The organism is Glutamicibacter sp. X7 (assembly GCF_054889245.1).
Genome location: NZ_CM142678.1, coordinates 2,998,496 through 3,014,872 on the forward strand (window position 1 = coordinate 2,998,496; position 16,377 = coordinate 3,014,872).

The 16,377-nt window shown below is 61.6% G+C and carries 16 protein-coding genes; 10 read left to right on the plus strand and 6 right to left on the minus strand.

Annotated elements, in window-relative coordinates:
• Window positions 1-283 precede the first annotated feature (283 nt).
• Genes ACYU0X_RS14280 through ACYU0X_RS14305 form a run of 6 tightly spaced genes read left to right on the plus strand, consistent with a single transcriptional unit; the run spans window position 284 to window position 7,028 of the window.
• Complete coding sequence (locus ACYU0X_RS14280; RefSeq protein WP_461901382.1) at window positions 284-670, plus strand: hypothetical protein; 387 nt, start codon at window positions 284-286, stop codon at window positions 668-670.
• Complete coding sequence (locus ACYU0X_RS14285; protein WP_461901384.1) at window positions 663-2,180, plus strand: sensor histidine kinase; 1,518 nt, start codon at window positions 663-665, stop codon at window positions 2,178-2,180. The genes ACYU0X_RS14280 and ACYU0X_RS14285 overlap by 8 nt, the downstream gene beginning before the upstream one ends.
• A gap of 17 nt (window positions 2,181-2,197) precedes the next feature.
• Window positions 2,198-2,857 carry a response regulator transcription factor gene (locus tag ACYU0X_RS14290; RefSeq protein ID WP_461901385.1) on the plus strand — a complete coding sequence of 220 codons (660 nt, stop codon included), beginning with the start codon at window positions 2,198-2,200 and terminating at the stop codon, window positions 2,855-2,857.
• On the plus strand, window positions 2,854-4,335 hold the full coding sequence (locus tag ACYU0X_RS14295) for an SLC13 family permease (RefSeq protein WP_461901386.1): 1,482 nt from the start codon (window positions 2,854-2,856) through the stop codon (window positions 4,333-4,335). The genes ACYU0X_RS14290 and ACYU0X_RS14295 overlap by 4 nt, the downstream gene beginning before the upstream one ends.
• A gap of 10 nt (window positions 4,336-4,345) precedes the next feature.
• Window positions 4,346-5,557, plus strand: a complete 1,212-nt coding sequence (locus tag ACYU0X_RS14300) for a glycerate kinase family protein (protein ID WP_461901388.1) — start codon at window positions 4,346-4,348, stop codon at window positions 5,555-5,557.
• A gap of 40 nt (window positions 5,558-5,597) precedes the next feature.
• Window positions 5,598-7,028: a mycothione reductase gene (locus ACYU0X_RS14305; protein WP_461901390.1), complete on the plus strand. Its 1,431-nt coding sequence runs from the start codon at window positions 5,598-5,600 to the stop codon at window positions 7,026-7,028.
• A gap of 1 nt (window position 7,029) precedes the next feature.
• Here the strand turns inward: ACYU0X_RS14305 and ACYU0X_RS14310 are convergent, their stop codons facing one another.
• A complete protein-coding gene (locus ACYU0X_RS14310) occupies window positions 7,030-8,235 on the minus strand; it encodes a cation:proton antiporter (RefSeq protein WP_461901391.1) in 1,206 nt (401 codons plus the stop codon).
• Between the two features lie 181 nt (window positions 8,236-8,416).
• Here ACYU0X_RS14310 and ACYU0X_RS14315 point away from each other — a divergent pair, with 181 nt between their 5' ends.
• From ACYU0X_RS14315 to ACYU0X_RS14325, 3 genes are read left to right on the plus strand one after another with little or no spacing between them, the layout of a single operon-like run.
• Entirely contained in the window at window positions 8,417-9,487 is a 1,071-nt protein-coding gene (locus ACYU0X_RS14315) for an efflux RND transporter periplasmic adaptor subunit (protein WP_461901393.1), read from the plus strand.
• Entirely contained in the window at window positions 9,487-10,194 is a 708-nt protein-coding gene (locus ACYU0X_RS14320; protein ID WP_461901394.1) for an ABC transporter ATP-binding protein, read from the plus strand. The genes ACYU0X_RS14315 and ACYU0X_RS14320 overlap by 1 nt, the downstream gene beginning before the upstream one ends.
• Complete coding sequence (locus ACYU0X_RS14325) at window positions 10,191-11,426, plus strand: ABC transporter permease (RefSeq protein WP_461901395.1); 1,236 nt, start codon at window positions 10,191-10,193, stop codon at window positions 11,424-11,426. The genes ACYU0X_RS14320 and ACYU0X_RS14325 overlap by 4 nt, the downstream gene beginning before the upstream one ends.
• A 90-nt stretch (window positions 11,427-11,516) precedes the next feature.
• Here ACYU0X_RS14325 and ACYU0X_RS14330 read toward each other — a convergent pair whose 3' ends face one another.
• From ACYU0X_RS14330 to ACYU0X_RS14350, 5 genes are all read right to left on the minus strand, one after another.
• A complete protein-coding gene (locus ACYU0X_RS14330) occupies window positions 11,517-12,389 on the minus strand; it encodes a metal ABC transporter permease (RefSeq protein WP_418907463.1) in 873 nt (290 codons plus the stop codon).
• Entirely contained in the window at window positions 12,386-13,126 is a 741-nt protein-coding gene (locus ACYU0X_RS14335) for a metal ABC transporter ATP-binding protein (protein ID WP_461901397.1), read from the minus strand. Before ACYU0X_RS14335 ends, ACYU0X_RS14330 begins: the two co-directional genes overlap by 4 nt.
• Window positions 13,123-14,040 carry a metal ABC transporter substrate-binding protein gene (locus ACYU0X_RS14340; protein WP_461901399.1) on the minus strand — a complete coding sequence of 306 codons (918 nt, stop codon included), beginning with the start codon at window positions 14,038-14,040 and terminating at the stop codon, window positions 13,123-13,125. Before ACYU0X_RS14340 ends, ACYU0X_RS14335 begins: the two co-directional genes overlap by 4 nt.
• Window positions 14,041-14,132: 92 nt before the next feature.
• Entirely contained in the window at window positions 14,133-15,080 is a 948-nt protein-coding gene (gene hutG / locus ACYU0X_RS14345; protein WP_461901401.1) for a formimidoylglutamase, read from the minus strand.
• A gap of 68 nt (window positions 15,081-15,148) precedes the next feature.
• Window positions 15,149-15,802: a peptidyl-tRNA hydrolase gene (locus ACYU0X_RS14350; RefSeq protein ID WP_461901403.1), complete on the minus strand. Its 654-nt coding sequence runs from the start codon at window positions 15,800-15,802 to the stop codon at window positions 15,149-15,151.
• A gap of 70 nt (window positions 15,803-15,872) precedes the next feature.
• Here ACYU0X_RS14350 and ACYU0X_RS14355 point away from each other — a divergent pair, with 70 nt between their 5' ends.
• Window positions 15,873-16,349: a hotdog fold thioesterase gene (locus ACYU0X_RS14355; RefSeq protein ID WP_461901405.1), complete on the plus strand. Its 477-nt coding sequence runs from the start codon at window positions 15,873-15,875 to the stop codon at window positions 16,347-16,349.
• Window positions 16,350-16,377 lie beyond the last annotated feature (28 nt).

Here is a 16,377-nt window from a genome sequence, read left to right on the forward strand (position 1 = left end):
TTGAGTTTTACCAGACGTGCAAAGTCCGCGCCCGCACCCCGGTCGAATGCCTGAGCCGTCATTGCTGGGTGCGGTTGCCTAAAGTTGGCACCTGCCATGTCATCGAATTTCCGCGCCTGAGGCTATCTGCATCTATTTCTCCGGCAGATGGCCCTCCCGGGCATGAAGTGAAAGAAATTCGAAACTTATCCTGTCCTTCGAAACGGCCGATGACCTGTAACTATGAAGAAACCCTTAGACGTCCTTCACATCGGTTTCACATTCATCTACCAAGATGAATTCTGTGAGGAAGAAAGTAACGACCGCGCTTGTCATCGGGCTATTGCTGATTCCGGTGACATTCCTTGTCGGGAGCCAGCTACTACAGGTCAGCGACCAGAATCCGGCTGTGCCGCAGTCCCCGGTAGTCGTCGAGAACACCCCGCACCCCTCGGTGCGCCCCAGCCAGTCGAGCACAAGCCAACGCGAAAACTCTGAGAGGCGCAAGTCCGATCCGGTGACGACAAGCGAGTCGGCGAAACCATCGAAGCCGGCCAAGGAGCAGTCGAAGACGTCAGTGGAACGCGTGTCTCCCTCCCTCCAGCCGAGCAAGACGCCAACCCACAAACCGGCACCGAAACCAGGAGATGGGTCCGTCGACGAGGACGACGAGGATGATGACGATGACTAAGCGCCGTTTCCGCTTCCCCGCTCTCTCCGCCCGGCTTCGCATCACCGGCTGGATCCTACTCACGACAACTGTCGCCCTGGTCGCTGTCTCCACGACCGCGCGTAGCATCTCTCAACTCGAAATCGCCCAGAGCGCGAACGAAGCGGTGACCCAAGAAACCCAAGAGTTTGTGCGCTTCGCCGAAACCGGAAGCAACCCACGCACGGGTGGCCCCTTCGAGACCGTGGCTGACCTTCTCCGTCAATATATCCATCGCCAGTCACTGACCACCGGCGAAAGCCTTGTAGCCATCGTGGGTGACACCGTAGTGTCGGCCGAAGGTGCATCCACCGCATCGGTAGAGGCTGGCACACCGGTCTCCGCGCTCTCCCTGCCGCTCCGAGAAGTGGCAAACGCGTCCGCTACCTCTGGGATTACCGCAACGTCCGATGGCGCTCTGCACTGGGCCCGCATCGATGTAGCCTTTGGCGCACAGAACGCCACCCTGGTGATCACCCAGGCCACCGACCAGGCGGTGGCCTCGCTACAGCGTTCCACTCTGGCCATGGCGTGGGTGGGCCTAGCCGGACTCGTGCTGACCTGTGGAATCGCATGGCTGGTCGCGGGGCAGATCCTCAAGCCCATCCGTCAGGTCCAACGCGTCGCCCAGGACATCTCGACCAAGGACCTCTCGGGTCGAGTACCGGTGAATGGCAATGACGATATTGCAGCCGTGGCGACCACATTCAATCTCATGCTCGATCGACTGCAGGCGATCCACGATACCCAGCAACGTTTCGTGGATGATGCCGGGCACGAGCTACGCACTCCCATCACTATTGTGCGTGGCCATCTGGAATTGCTTAGCGAGGACCCGGCCGAACGCGCCGCAACGTTACGCCTTGTCGACTCCGAACTGGCACGCATGGGACGCATCGTCTCGGACCTGCTGGTTCTTGCACGCTCCGAACAGCCGAACTTCGTGAACCCCGCCGAGGTGGAGCTGACTGAGCTCATGCTCGATATCGAGGCCAAGGTGCAGGTACTGGGCGACCGTCGTTGGCAGCTAGTGCAGATCGCTGAGGGCGAGCAAATGCTCGATGCTCAACGCATTACCCAGGCATTCCTGCAGCTGGCCACCAATGCCGTGCAGTACACGCAGCCCGGTGACAAAATCCGCATGGGCTCGAGCCTCGAAGTTGACGGCCACGGTCAGATCCTACGTTTCTGGATCCACGACTCGGGCCCCGGTGTTTCGCAATCCGACGCCGCCCATATTTTCGAGCGCTTCGAACGCGGCGACGGCCACCGCTCGGGGACCTCGCCACATGAACGGGCCGGCGCGGGATTAGGACTGGCCATCGTTCGAGCGATCGCCCACGCCCACGGCGGAAGTGCATGGGTCTCCAGCACCAAGGGAGACGGGGCGCGCTTCGGCATTGATCTTCCGGCGGAATTCCCAGATCGCAGCGAGTCCTCCGGCGAAGAACCGGTCACCACCACCCCGCTCCATGTCCTTCCCTCAGCATAAATCCGAGAGGATCACCCATGCATATTTTGATTTGCGAGGACGATGCCCACATCGCCTCTTTCGTCAGCCGCGGCCTGCAGTCGGCCGGCTACCAGACCAGCGTCGTGGGCGATGGTGCCTCCTGCCTGCTGATGGCCCGCCAGGGTGAAATTGACATGATCATTCTGGATATTGGGTTGCCCGCCATGAACGGCTTCACCGTGCTCGAAACCCTGCGCGGCGAAGGGGTGCGTACCCCTGTGATCGTGTTGACCGCCCGCGATTCGGTGTTCGACACCGTGGCCGGGCTGGAAGGCGGAGCCAACGACTACATGACCAAGCCCTTCCAGTTCGCCGAGTTGCTGGCTCGCGTAAAATTGCGCATCGGCGACTCCCCGGTTGAAACCGCCGGCACTTCCCTACTAACCCACCGCGACCTGAGCGTAGATATACGCTCGCGCCGTGTCACCACCGCGACCTCTGAAGTGGACCTGACCACCCGGGAATTCTCGCTGCTCGAGGTCTTCATCGAACACCAGGGCCAGGTGCTTTCACGGGACCAACTCATTGCCCATATATGGGGGCTGGATTTTGATCCGGCGTCCAATGTTGTTGACGTGTACGTGCGCAGCCTGCGCAGCAAGATCGGTGCCGATCGCATCGAAACCATACGCGGGGCGGGATACCGGTTGAAATGAGCCAGGTTTTCTACTCAACACGCCCGGCACCGAACGGTCCGCAACCTCCACAGCGCAAGGCCTCGCTTCGCTGGCTGTGGCCAGCTTCCATCATCGGTGCCACGGCACTGCTGGTCCTTGCCCCGGGCGGACCCGGAGCCCTGGGAGGAGCCACCCTCGGTATTTTCGCACTCGCGGTATGGGCGTGGGTGGGCACTAGGCTCTCCGACACCTACGTGGCCCTCTGCGCGTGTCTGCTCTTACTAGCGGTGGGTTCGCTACAGACCACTGAACTGTTCTTGTCGCTCGCCGACCCGACCATCTGGTTGCTTATCGGTGCTTTCCTCGTGGCCGCCGGGGTGAGTGCGAGCGGCCTTGCGAACTACGTGGGTCTGCGCATGGTGGCCCGGGCCCGCAGCGTGCGACAGCTGTTCTATCTGCTCACCTTGGCACTGTGCGTCACCGCCTTTGCCATCCCGGCCACGAGCGGACGCGCGGCCTTGGCCTTGCCGATTTTTACAGTACTAGCAGGAATATTCGCCGCACAGCGATGCATCGTGGTGGGGCTGAGTCTGCTAATCCCCTCGGTGGTGCTGCTCTCTGCGGTCGCCTCACTGATCGGTGCCGGCGCCCATCTGGTGACCAACCAACTGCTGACCACCGCCGGATACGCTCCGATCGACTTCATGTCCTGGCTGATTCTAGGTACCCCGTTGGCGTTGCTAAGCTCCATTGCGGCCTGCGAGCTGATCCTGCGGCTGCAGGTGCCATCAGCACAGCGTGGACGTCTGGAACCAGAGGTGCGGACGCAGTTGTTGCAGCGTGCCACGGGCGGCATGAGCCCGGCTATGTATCGCGCCGGAGGCGTCCTAGTGACGGTCGTGCTAGCCTGGGCCGCTGGCCCGCTTATCGGAATGGACCCTGCGATTGCCGCGCTCGGCGGAGCTGCCCTCATGAACTTCCCCGGGCTGACTGGGGCCAAGCTGTCCACTAGCGTGAAGAACACGCCGCTGAATATCCTGATGTTCCTGGCCTTCACCTTGGCGCTGGGCACGGCGTTGAGCAATACCGGGGCGGCCAACTGGCTGACCTCGTTGCTGTTCGCACCCATAAAATTGCTCGGGACGGGCGCCTCGGTTATGACTCTGGCGCTCATCGCGGCCCTCTCATTGGCAGCGCATCTTCTCATCCAGTCCCGATCAGCCCGATCGGCCGTACTAATCCCGTTGGTCATTCCGCTCGCGATTGAGCAAGGAGTGAATCCGGTCGCCGCAGCTTTTCTCTCGACCGCCGCAGCCGGCTTCTGCCACACGCTGACCAGCAGTGCCAAACCTGTTGCGCTTTTCAGTGACTTGCCCGATACGCCCACATTTACCCCTGCCGACCTGCGTCGCTTCGCGATCTGGTTCGCCCCGCTGATGTTCGTCCTACTAATGATCTTCCTCTGGATCGTCTGGCCAGCACTCGGCCTTCACCCATTGATGACCCACCAAAACTAGGAGCACCACCATGAGCATGATCGTTCCGCAACGCATTTTGATTGCCCCCAGCGGGTTCAAGGAATCGCTGGACGCGGGCACCGTCGCCTCAGCCATCGCCGCGGGCGTGCGCCGTATTCTTCCCGGTGCCGACCTGTTGCAGCTACCCATCCCCGACGGCGGGGAAGGCACTGTCGCTGCCATCGCCGCCTCCGTCGGCGGCACCGTGCACACCACCATGGTCACTGGACCGGTTGGCCAACAGGTCGCCGCCGGTTGGATCATGATCGAACGCGACCAACAGCGCACCGCCATATTGGAGATGGCCTCGGCCGCAGGGCTATCACTGGTACCCGTCGATCGGCGCAACCCCACCGCAACCACCACCTACGGAGTAGGCGAACTGCTTATCGCTGCGCTCGAAGCCGGGGCAGAGCACATCATTCTCGGCTGTGGCGACTCGGGGACCAGCGATGGCGGCGCCGGTGCGTTGATGGCTCTGGGAGCTACGGTCCTCGACGAAAACGGCAAACCAATCGGACTCGGTGGCCGCTCGCTACGTCGCGCGGCCCGTCTCGACATCACTGGCCTGCATCCCTTGTTGGCCGACGTGCCGATCACTCTGGCCTGCAATATCCACAACGTACTGTGCGGCGAGAAGGGTGTGGCCCGCGTCTTCGGCCCTCAAAAAGGAGCGACTAGCAAACAGGTCGCCAAGCTCGAAGCTGGGCTGGAAAACTGGGCAAAGCTACTGAACGAGCAGGCACCCCACGCGGCAGGCAAAGACCTTCGTTTGGGCCCGGGAACCGGGGCTTCAGGAGGACTCGGTGCAGGACTGACCGCGGTGCTCGATGCCCGTTTAGGCAGCAGATTTGAGGTGCTATTGGATTCAGGCATGGCCGGCATCGATTTGGACGCTGCAATGCGTGCTGCGGACCTGGTGATCACCGCCGAGGGCGCGATAGATTTCCAGACGCCTCACGGGAAGGTACCTGCAGAAGTCGCTGCCCGCGCCCAACGAGCCGGCGTGCCGGTGCTAGCCATCGCAGGTTCACTGGGGCAGGGCGCACCCAGTGTGCACGAGATTGGAATCTCGGGGCTGGCGTCAATTTTGACTGTTCCAATGCCGCTGTCGCTGGCCGTGGAACGCGGTGAGCAACTGTTGATCGATGCTGCCGAGCGCACCATGCGACTAGTTCTCCTCGGTTCCGCAGTGGCGGCGCGCAGCGCGCGAGTTGCATGAGCTGTTATGGTGTGGCCCAGAGCAACCTAGAGGAGCGAGCGTGGAGCATTTCGATCTGATTATCGTCGGTACCGGTTCGGGGAATTCGATCCTCGACGACCGCTTCAAAGATCTCAAGGTGGCGCTGGTCGAGCGCGGAACATTCGGCGGCACGTGCCTGAATGTCGGGTGCATTCCCACCAAGATGCTGGTTCATACCGCCGATCTGGCACGCACCCCGTCGCGGGCTGCGGACTTCGGGTTGAGCGAACGGCTAGAGCAGGTACGTTGGGCGGAGATTCGTGAACGGATCTTTGGCAAGCGCATTGATCCGATCTCCACGGCAGGACGCGAGTACCGGGCTGCGCACGCCGACAATGATCACGTTCGTTTGTTCGAGGCCACGGCGCATTTTGTTGGGCCGCGCGAGCTGGCGTTAAACCCCAGCGATGGTGGGGCGGAACAGGTCATCAGCGGCGATCAGATCATTCTCGCCGCAGGTTCGCGCCCCAGCCTGCCACCGATCGACGGGCTCGATGACGTCGCGGCGCACACCAGCGACACGATTATGCGTCTGGATTCACTCCCCGTGTCCATGACCATTCTGGGCAGTGGCTTCATCGCCGCAGAGTTCGCCCATGTTTTCTCCGCGCTCGGGGTGTCGGTTACGCAGATCGCCCGTTCGGGAGCGCTGCTCCGCTCGGAAGATCAGGACATCTCGCAACGCTTCACCGACGTAGTTTCCGCTCGGTGGGATGTGCGGCTCAATACCCAAGTCCATCGCGCCGAGACACTCTCGGACGAGTCCATTCGGCTACATGCCAAGACGCCACAGGGCCCGCAGACCATTGACGCAGAGGTCTTGCTCGTCGCCACCGGACGCACCCCGAATGCCGATATCCTCCAGGTGGCGGCCGCTGGGCTGTCCACTGATGAGGAGGGGCTGCTCCACGTCGATCAATACCAGCGGGCCTTGCGCGGCGGACAAGTAGCCGAAGGTATTTGGGCCCTGGGTGACCTGTGCTCGCCCTACCAGCTGAAGCATGTGGCAAACCACGAGCAACGGATTGTGCAGTACAACGTGCTGCACCCGGCGGACCCAAAGCCTGCCGATCACCGGTTTGTACCCCACGCGGTGTTCTCCTCCCCGCAGATCGCCTCGGTGGGCCTGACCGAGGCCCAAGCCCGGGAACAAGGCGTGAATTATTCCGTAGCCCACCAAGACTATGCAGACATCGCGTACGGATGGGCCATGGAGGATTCCAGCGACTTCGCCAAACTCTTGGCCGACAAAGACAGCGGACTACTCATCGGCGCCCACATTATCGGACCGCAGGCGTCCACACTGATCCAGCCGCTAATCCAAGCTATGAGTTTCGCTCAGCCCGTCTCCGAATTGGCCCGCGGACAGTATTGGATCCATCCGGCCCTACCGGAACTGATTGAAAATGCGTTGCTGAAGCTCGAGGTACCCGGTCCACGTCCGCTGTAGTTTAGGCGGCCGTGGAGCTCGGTTTGCCTCCAAGAAGTTTCGCCACGGCCGGGAAGACCAGCACCGTTAGCGCCCCGCCGGTAACCATCACGGAGACGGCGACCTCCGAGAGGATGCCACTGGATCCGGCGATCTGCGTGACCGCAACGATGATTGGCAGACCCGTCGCGGCGTAGAACCCTAGGGCCAGGCGTTCACGTACGCTACCGAGCTCGGATGACTGTGCAGCAAACTGCTCACGCAGAAAGACCGGTAGTCCACGCACGAGGATGATCAGCCCGACAAAGGCCAACAGCAGTGGCCATTGGGCAATGACCTGCGAGAGATTGATGTTCATGCCGCTAGTCACGAAAAACACGGGGATCAGGAAACTGAAGCCCAGCACCTCGACCTTATGCATGACCTCGCTTGCGTGTTCTGCTTTGATGGCCTTCAGAACCGCGTTGGCCAGAATACCGGCGGCGAAGGCCCCTAGGGCCACATCCAGATCGAACACGGCGGTGACCAACATGAGCGTCACCAACAACAGCACGGTCATGCGCATCATGGTTTGCATCGTGGAATTCGATGCCTGGGATAGGGCGCGGGCCAACAACGGCACCCGGCGGAAGAAGCGCGCTGGGACGGCAATGGCCAGTACGGCCAACACCGCGAAAAGCACCAAAAGTGCCGCCGAAACACCGGTGCCACGGGTCGAGAGCAACAGCGACATCGCCACAATGGGTAGCAGCTCTCCGTAGGCGCCGTGAACCAACACCGCCTTGCCCAACGGTGTGCTCATCGTCCCAGAATCCTTCAGGATGGGCAGTAGCGTGCCCAAAGCCGTCGAGGTGGATGCAATACCGAAGGCCACGGCGGCCTGCCACTGCCCGTGCACCAAGAAGAACGACGCACCGATGCCCAAAGCCGCACAGATCAGCCACGTCCATGCCGCACGGCGACCGGCTTTCGCCCGCATGTCGGAGGTATTCACCTCAAAACCAGCGAGCAAGAACAGGAAACCCATGCCCAGTTCACGCAGGAACTCCACGGCTTGGGTTTGCTCGGCGAGACCCAGAAGATTTGGTCCGATCAATGCGCCAAAGGCCAACAGCCACACCACATCGGGTACGTAGCGCCGGGTGATCAGTGCCAGGATCGGCGCTAGAGCCGCCACTGCGGCAATCCACCATACGGATACGAGGTTTTCGACGAGCTGATGATGCATATCGCCAGCTTAAGCGATTCTCCTTCGTTCCATGCAGATTCCGTTTGTCCAACTATCTCCTTGCGGCCTCTTGGGAAGTAAATGTCCAATAAATTTCAATTAATTGTGAGTGTTAGCGGAAAATAAGCTTGGTATTAGCTGAGTGGTTTGATAATCATGGAAGGATGAAAAGAGTCACCACATGAGCCAACGCCGCGTATTCCGCCGCATCGTCCTTCCCACCGCCTGGCTAGTGATTGGCGCACTGATCGCCATCAGCCTAGTCAAACTGGCCTTTGCCGGGAGTAATTCCGTAGCCGACGATCAGCTACACCCGACCGGAGAGATCCCGGCCGAAACCATTCTGGCGGAAACCTCCACCGTGGAGAACACCCTCTCGCTCTCCGGCTCCATCAAGCTCGATGACGCGCAGAGCGTCAATGCTCCGCTAGACGGCGTGGTGAATTGGTCCTTCGTCAAGCCGGGAGACCATGTCAGCAAGGGTGACCGGATCTTCCAGATTCGCGCCGAGAGCCAGCCCGAGGCCGATCCGGTGACTCGCTCAACCGAAGACAGCACCGCAGACAGCGAGCCGATGCCAGCGGCCCAACCGGTTGTGACCTACCACGACGTCCGTTCCCCGGCCACCGGAAAAGTGGGAACTTTCGCCATTGAACTAAATGACGAGGTCACCAAGGGCGCAGATCTGGTCAAGGTGCAACCACAGGAGTTCAAGGCTGTCGGCACCATCAGCCCGTTGGATCGCTACCGCCTGGTGGATGAAACGCTCGAGGCCACCATCAGCATCGAAGGTGGCCCCGAACCCTTTACGTGCAAGGGGCTGAGCGTCGGAGACGTCGCGTCGGAAACCGTGGATTCGACAACGGACGAACAGGAAATGAATATGGGCATGGGGCCCATGCCGGGTGAAGAGCAACCCGCCTCCGGCTCCGGTAGCGAAATTTCCTGCACGGTCCCCGAGGACATCACCGTCTTTGATGGATTGCCTATGAGCATGGACATCGACGCTGGCACCGCCGAGAACGTTGTGACCGTGCCGGTCACCGCGGTCCGCGGCCTGGTGGGTCAAGGTACGGTTTGGACGCTCAACGAAAACGGCGAGCAAATCAAGACCGAGGTCAAGCTCGGAATCACCGACGGCAAAGTGGTTCAGATACGCTCCGGTCTGAAGGAAGGGGCCGAGGTCCTGCGCTATGTACCTGGCTCGGATCCTCAGCCGATGCAGGAACCGGGTATGGAGATGTACCCCTGATGAGTGGGGCCCAGCTACTACAGCTTGAAAACGTCACCCGTAGCGTCCTGCTACCCGATGACAGTGAACTTCATATCCTCAACGGGATCGACCTGACGGTCTCCGAAGGCGATCACATTGCCATTGTCGGACGCTCAGGTACCGGAAAGTCCACCTTGCTCAACATCCTCGGGCTCTTGGATCGCCCCACCTCGGGCACCCTGAGCTGGCGGGGAAAGGATGCCACTCGGCTCAGTGCACGACGGGCGGCGCTGGCTCGCGGACGTGATTTGGGCTTCGTCTTTCAGCAGTTCAACCTGCTGCCCGGACGTACCGCGCTCGAGAATGTTATGGCGCCGCTAATGTACGCCTCGGGCCGCGACTTTTGGCAGCGGCGTCGGCTAGCGGCCGAATCCCTCGAACGCGTGGGACTTGGCGCCCGCCTAGACTCCATGCCGCAGACCCTTTCCGGCGGCGAACAACAGCGGGTTGCCATTGCCCGTGCCCTGGTACGGCGTCCCCGCGTGGTGCTCGCGGATGAGCCCACCGGTGCGTTGGATGTGACCACTGGGCGCGCCGTAATGGAGCTCTTAGACGCGGCGACCGTCGAATCCGGTGCCGCGCTGATCACCATTACCCACGACGCGAATGTGGCTGCGATTGCCCGCGAGCAGTTCCGCCTCGAAGGAGGACGGCTACAGCCACTTATGCAGGAGGTTGCGCGATGAACGGACTCGGAGGATTGGCCACCGGCTTCGTCGCCGCGCTACTCGAAGCGTGGCAGGAACTGCGGATCCACAAGTTACGCGTCCTGCTTTCGCTGATCGGCGTCACCATTGCAGTAGCCTCGCTAACCACCGCGGCAGCTGGTGCCGGAATGGCCGAGCAACTTGTTAAGGAAAGGCTCGAACGCCAAGGGCGGCCAGCGATGATCAGCACCTACGTCATCGATAACTCCAGGCAGGGACCGCCGCAGAGCTCAGACCTGATCAGCAAGGCCTTTGAAAAGACCAGTCAGCGCTTCAATATCGAGTACACCTCAATGGTCGGACGGACCTTCGGTGCTCATGCATCCCGTCAGGGGATGAGCGTGGATGCCGATATGCAGATTGTCGACCCTGACTATGCGCCCATGCATCGCATCTTCGCCCAGCGGGGACGCTGGTTGGAAGCCGCTGACGCCGAGAATCTCTCGCCGTCGGTCGTAGTCGATAAGACCGCGATCAACGCGTTGGGCCTGAAGGACGAGTCGCTACCTGCCACCATCGAGCTTCGCAACGGTGCTGAGAAAGTGTCGGTCACCGTTATCGGTTCCACCTCGACACAGGATTATGGAAGCACCGGCCAAATGTGGATGTTGCCCGAAACCTACGAACACTGGTTCGCGGCCAGTAACCCGCTCAGTGACGTCACCTACCTGATGTGGGTGCCCATCGAGGGGTCCGAAGAACTCGCCAGTCATTTTGCGCGGCAATTACAGGCAGAATTGCCGGGATTCCACGTTGAATCGCAGCGTCAGGATTATCTGGCGTGGGGCGCAGAGACCGGATTGAAGGAACTAGCTCTCGTCGTCGGCGGCATCGCGGGAATCATCTTGCTCCTCGGTTCGCTGAGTTTGCTCAACGTCGCCATGGTGACTATGAAACAACGCATCCGCGAGGTGGGTATTCGGCGTAGCTTTGGAGCCACCACCGGACGGGTGTTTTTCTCCGTCATGATGGAAAGCGTGGTCGCCACCGCCGTCGCCGGTGGCCTAGGCGTGCTTATCTCGGTGGCGCTGGTCTCCAACCCAACTCTGATCAATATGGTGGTGTCCGCCGGCCTGGATGAAATGCCCGGCTTCCCAGTGGGCGCCGCACTGTTGGGCATGGGAGTCTCTGTCGCGGTCGGGGCACTGACCGGCGTGCTGCCGGCGCTGGTGGCCGCGCGAGTGCGTATCGTGGATGCGATCCGCGTCTGAGCCTAGACAGTGGAAGGGGCCGGCACCGATGGTGGCGGCCCCTTCGTGGTTCCTGCGCTAGCCGGCCCCCAATACCCGGCCAGCGCAGCCTCAGCGTGCTGCGAGTGCCACACGCCGCCGACGGGCCGCCCAGCGGGTGGCCAGCTGTCCATGTTTCGGGCTGAACAGGTAAACCAGTACGAAGAGGATACCCTGAGCGAGCACCACCATGCCGCCGGTCGCAGCATCGAAAAAGTAACTGGCGTAGACCCCGGCAACAGCGGCGACTGCGGCCAAGATCGGTGCGATCAGCAACATCTTGGAGAATCGATCGGTCAAAAGGTAGGCGCTCGCCCCCGGGATGATGAGCATGGCCACCACAAGGATGACTCCCACCGCCTGCAGCGCCACGACGCTGGTCATGGCCAGCAGACCCAACAGGACCGCCCCGATTAACCGGGGGTTCATCCCCAGCGCGTGGGCATGGGTGGGGTCAAAGGCGTACAGCGTGAAGTCCTTGCGTTTGGCGATGAGAATCCCCAAGGTCAGGGCGCCGAGGATCAGTACCTGCCATAGGTCGGCGGTGGAGACGCCTAAGAGATTGCCGAAGATGATGTGGTTCAGATCCAAGTGGCTCGGCGTCACCGAGATTAGTACCAGTCCCAGCGAGAACAGGGTGGTGAACACGATTCCGATCGCGGCATCTTCCTTGAGCTTGGAGGTGTCACGTACCCCTCCGATCAGCGCCACCGCAAGCAAACCAAAAGCCACCGCACCGACGGCGAAGGGCACGCCGAGAATATAGGCGAGCACCACGCCGGGAAGTACCGCGTGCGAGACGGCATCGCCCATGAGCGACCAGCCGATGAGAACCAGCCAACAGGACAGCACCGCGCAGAGCACCGCGGCCAGTACCGTCACCGCCAGCGCCCGAAGCATGAATTCGTAGCTCAACGGCTCGAGCATCAGATCGATCAGGTTCACGCTGCATCTCCTCGGTTCATCGGGTCCAACCCGAAGGCTAGGGCTAGGTGTTCGGGGCGAAGCACTTGGTGTGGGTCGCCGTGCATTAGCACCCGGCGCATGAGCAACACCGCTTCGTCGGCGAGTTCGGGTAAGCCATGCAAGTCATGAGTGGAGACCAGCACGCTGCCGCCCTCCGCGCTTAGCTCGCGTAGCAGGCGGGTGATAGTTGCTTCGCTACGCTTGTCGACCCCGGCGAAGGGCTCATCGAGCAGGAGGATGTGTGCACCCTGAGCCAGCCCGCGCGCCACGAAGGCGCGCTTTTTCTGTCCGCCGGACAGCGCCCCGATCTGCCGGTGGGCATAGTCGGTCAGTTCCACGCGCTCCAGTGCCTCGGCCACGGCCTGCCGGTCGGCGCTGCGTGCCCGGCGTGTGAAACCCATATGTCCGTAACGACCGGTCATGACGACTTCTCCGACGGTAATCGGAAAGTCCCAGTCCACCGCCTCGTTCTGTGGCACATACCCAACGAGTCCACGCTTGCGTGCCTGCTGTGGGTCCATGCCACCGACCCGTACGCACCCGGTGTCGGGTTTAAGCAGCCCCATAATCGTCTTGAACAGGGTCGACTTGCCCGAGCCGTTCATGCCCACCAGGCCGCAGACCCGCCCCGCCTCAAGTTTGAGGCTCGCCCCGTCCAGGGCGCGCACCGGGCCATAGTGTACGGTGACGTTCTGCACGTCGACGCTGAGGTTCATGGTGTGGCTCCGTTCAGGGCGTTGGCGATGGTTTCGGTGTCGTGGGTGATCAGCGTGAGATAGTCGGGCACCGGGCCGTCGGGCTCGGAGAGTGAGTCGACATAGAGGGTACCCCCGTAGCTCGAGTTAGCCGATTCAACGACCCGCTGCATGGGCGCGTTAGAGACGGTGGACTCGCAGAACACGGCGGGAACGCGCTGTTCACGGACCTCGTCGATGACCCGTGCAACGGCGCGCGGAGCGGCTTGACCGTCGGTGTTGACTGCCCACAGGTAGCGCTCGGTGAGTCCGGCATCGCGCGCGAGATAGGAAAAGGCTCCCTCGCAGGTGACCAGGTAGCGTTGCGCGGCAGGCACCTCGTTGATCTGCTCGAGCAGTCGCTCGTGAACCCGTTGCAGCTTGCGCTGATACTCCTGCCCATTTCGTTGGTACTCGGCGGCATGTTCCGGGTCCAACTCGCTGAAGGCCTTCACCATATTTTGGACGTAGACCTTGACGTTGAGCGGTGACATCCAAGCGTGGGGGTTCGGGTGTCCCCCGGCTTCACCTTCGGCGATGGCGATGGGTTCTATACCTTCGCTGACGGTGACGTGGGGAGCGCGGATATCGCGCACGAATTTTGCGAACCAGGCTTCGAGGTTCAGCCCGTTATCGAGGATGAGGTCGGCGCCTGCGGCCCGTCGCAAGTCGTCCGGGGTTGGTTCATAACCGTGGATCTCCGCCCCGTATTTGGTGATGGATTCGACGCGCAGGTGATCACCGGCCACGTTCTGGGCAATATCGGCGAGCACCGTGAAGGTGGTGAGCACCATTGGGCGCTTATCGGCTACCGGTTGCGGATCCGTTGCCGAACAACCAGTAATTAGCACCAGCAGTATTGCCGCCAGCGACGCGGTAACCGCGCGAAGTTTCATTGACCCGCTCCATTGCATGATGAGGTGACGCCGAAGAATTCTTCGACGTCACCTCATCATAATGTTTGTGGGGTCAAACATTCAATTCCGAGCTACCCAACACTTGCCAGGGTGTGAATCAGACGCGCCGCGCTCCGTGCGGTGCGCGCATCCACATCGAAGTGCGGGTTCAGCTCAACCACATCCACGAGCCCCAACTTGCCGCTGGCAGCCACCTGTCGGCAAATACCGTGGATGACTTCATAGGGCACCCCATAGCCCGCCGGTGCACTGACTCCTGGTGCCACGCTGGCCGGCAACACATCAAGGTCGATGGTCAGGTAAAGCACGTCGATCTCCGCTAGGAAGTCGGCGACGAATCCGCTGACCTCGGACAAACTCTGGCTCTCTTCGTCCAGCAGGTAGCGCACCGAAAGCTGCTCGGCCTTATCGAAGAGGATGCCGGTGTTATTCGGGCGGCTAATGCCTACAATCGCGTAGTTGAACGCCTCACCGGTTCCCTGCAGGTGCTGGGCGATGTCCAAAAATGGGGTGCCGCTACTGCGCTGAGGGGCGCTACGCAGATCAAAGTGGGCATCAAGGTTCAGGATGCCGATCCGCGCTCCGTCTACCGCGGCATGTAGTCCCATGAAGGACCCGTATGCGGTTTCGTGTCCGCCGCCGAGCACAATCGGTAGCGTGCCACGACGGTGCAACGCCGTGACTGCCTCGGCCAACCGGTGCTGCCCGGATTCCAATTCATCGCCCTGCACCACGACATCACCGGCGTCGACGATTCCTCGTGGGACGTGAATAGCCATCGAACCCAGTGCGGCGCGCAATGCGGCAGGCCCCTCGGCGGCGCCGGGGCGCCCTGCGTTGCGCTTCACCCCGGCATCCGAGGCAAATCCCAGCAGCGCCACGGCGCCCTGGGCGGTGTTTTCGTCCAGCGCGGCCACCTGCTGATGCCAGCGCAGGTGCTCGGCGGTATCGCCATCGATACGCCCACTCCACTGGTTAGGGGCACGATCAACATTCACGGGTGCGGCAAAGTTCTCCATAGTTCAAGAACACCAGCAACCGCGCGGAAATAGGGGCCCGCGACACACCCAGCGTCCGAAATCCCGGATCAGGTCTCGGTCTGCAGTACGTAGGCGGTGGAAGAGCCAGGCTCAATCTCGGTGCGCCCGGCATCTTGGATCACCGGCCCCACGGCTCGTGAGGCGACCGCGGCAAACTCCCGGCGCTCCAGCCACAAGATCCCCACCGGCGCGTGTGCTTTCAGCCACGCTTCTACTTGGGGTGCTGGCGCCTCGGCGAGCCATGCGAACAGGGCGTGGGCAGCTTGAGCCGCCGCCTTGCCGGTCGACATCCCCAAGCCGAGATTCAGCGCAATCGTCACCGGGGCGCGAAGTCCTTGTTCATCGGGCTCTAGTTGCGTACCGGAAACTTGTAGCTTGGAAATCAGCTTGGGCAACCCCGCCGCGGGTAATGGCAACAGCCCAACGGCTTGGGCTTTACCGACCTCGCTGATCATTCCATGCTCGGTTTCCTCAAGCACTCTCGCGAAAAACTTCGGATTGGCGCGGCGTACCGACTTCGCGAAGGCCTGCTGCGCCCAGAGCTGCCAGCGTTCGTCTTGCGGCGCCGAGAGGTAGGCCAAGACCGCAGCCCGCGCCACGGCGCTAATTGCCTCCTCGGCGGAAGGCGGATCTTGCTTGTCGATACGCAGAATAATGGGCTGCACTAGTTCCAGCGGGTCACGCTCGTTCTCGGAGATCACCCCAACAGTGTAGTGCCCATGCCAGAAGCTAGGATTGAGCCAACGGGTTATCTCTCGAAAGGCAGCAAGTATGGCTGATCGGCAAGACTCCATATGGTTCTCACCGGAGGCGGCCGCGCACCTGGCCACCATCAGCGGTGGACTGGGTGAACAGTTGGGCATCGAAATCACCGAACTGAAAGCCCAATCGATTCACGGACGCATGCCGGTCGATGAACGCACCATCCAGCCAGCCGGCGTACTGCACGGCGGCGCCTCCGTAGCCTTCGCCGAAACGTTGGCTTCCCTCGGCGGCCACCTAGTCGTGGACAGCTCGATCTACCAGGTCATGGGTCAAGAGATCAACGCGAACCATTTACGTCCCGGCATTCGTGGCGAATGGGTTTATGGTGCGGCCAGCCCGGTCATGATCGGACGCCGCTCACAGGTATGGTCCATTGAGATCAGCAATGAACAAGGCAAACTCATCTGCCTCTCGCGCTGCACACTAGCGGTCATCGAGATCCCATCCCGCCCGCTCACCGCGTCGGATACGCGCGCGCAGTAACTGCCCGGCGGCGCGGGCCCTCCGGCTC

What these genes read in the sequence shown, in the direction of transcription:
- ACYU0X_RS14285 (WP_461901384.1), top strand. Translation starts at nt 663, where the DNA reads ATGACTAAGCGCCGTTTCCGCTTCCCCGCTCTCTCCGCCCGGCTTCGC.
- ACYU0X_RS14290 (WP_461901385.1), top strand. Translation starts at nt 2,198, where the DNA reads ATGCATATTTTGATTTGCGAGGACGATGCCCACATCGCCTCTTTCGTC.
- ACYU0X_RS14295 (WP_461901386.1), top strand. Translation starts at nt 2,854, where the DNA reads ATGAGCCAGGTTTTCTACTCAACACGCCCGGCACCGAACGGTCCGCAA.
- ACYU0X_RS14300 (WP_461901388.1), top strand. Translation starts at nt 4,346, where the DNA reads ATGAGCATGATCGTTCCGCAACGCATTTTGATTGCCCCCAGCGGGTTC.
- ACYU0X_RS14310 (WP_461901391.1), bottom strand. Translation starts at nt 8,235, where the DNA reads ATGCATCATCAGCTCGTCGAAAACCTCGTATCCGTATGGTGGATTGCC.
- ACYU0X_RS14315 (WP_461901393.1), top strand. Translation starts at nt 8,417, where the DNA reads ATGAGCCAACGCCGCGTATTCCGCCGCATCGTCCTTCCCACCGCCTGG.
- ACYU0X_RS14320 (WP_461901394.1), top strand. Translation starts at nt 9,487, where the DNA reads ATGAGTGGGGCCCAGCTACTACAGCTTGAAAACGTCACCCGTAGCGTC.
- ACYU0X_RS14325 (WP_461901395.1), top strand. Translation starts at nt 10,191, where the DNA reads ATGAACGGACTCGGAGGATTGGCCACCGGCTTCGTCGCCGCGCTACTC.
- ACYU0X_RS14335 (WP_461901397.1), bottom strand. Translation starts at nt 13,126, where the DNA reads ATGAACCTCAGCGTCGACGTGCAGAACGTCACCGTACACTATGGCCCG.
- ACYU0X_RS14340 (WP_461901399.1), bottom strand. Translation starts at nt 14,040, where the DNA reads ATGAAACTTCGCGCGGTTACCGCGTCGCTGGCGGCAATACTGCTGGTG.
- hutG (WP_461901401.1), bottom strand. Translation starts at nt 15,080, where the DNA reads ATGGAGAACTTTGCCGCACCCGTGAATGTTGATCGTGCCCCTAACCAG.
- ACYU0X_RS14355 (WP_461901405.1), top strand. Translation starts at nt 15,873, where the DNA reads ATGGCTGATCGGCAAGACTCCATATGGTTCTCACCGGAGGCGGCCGCG.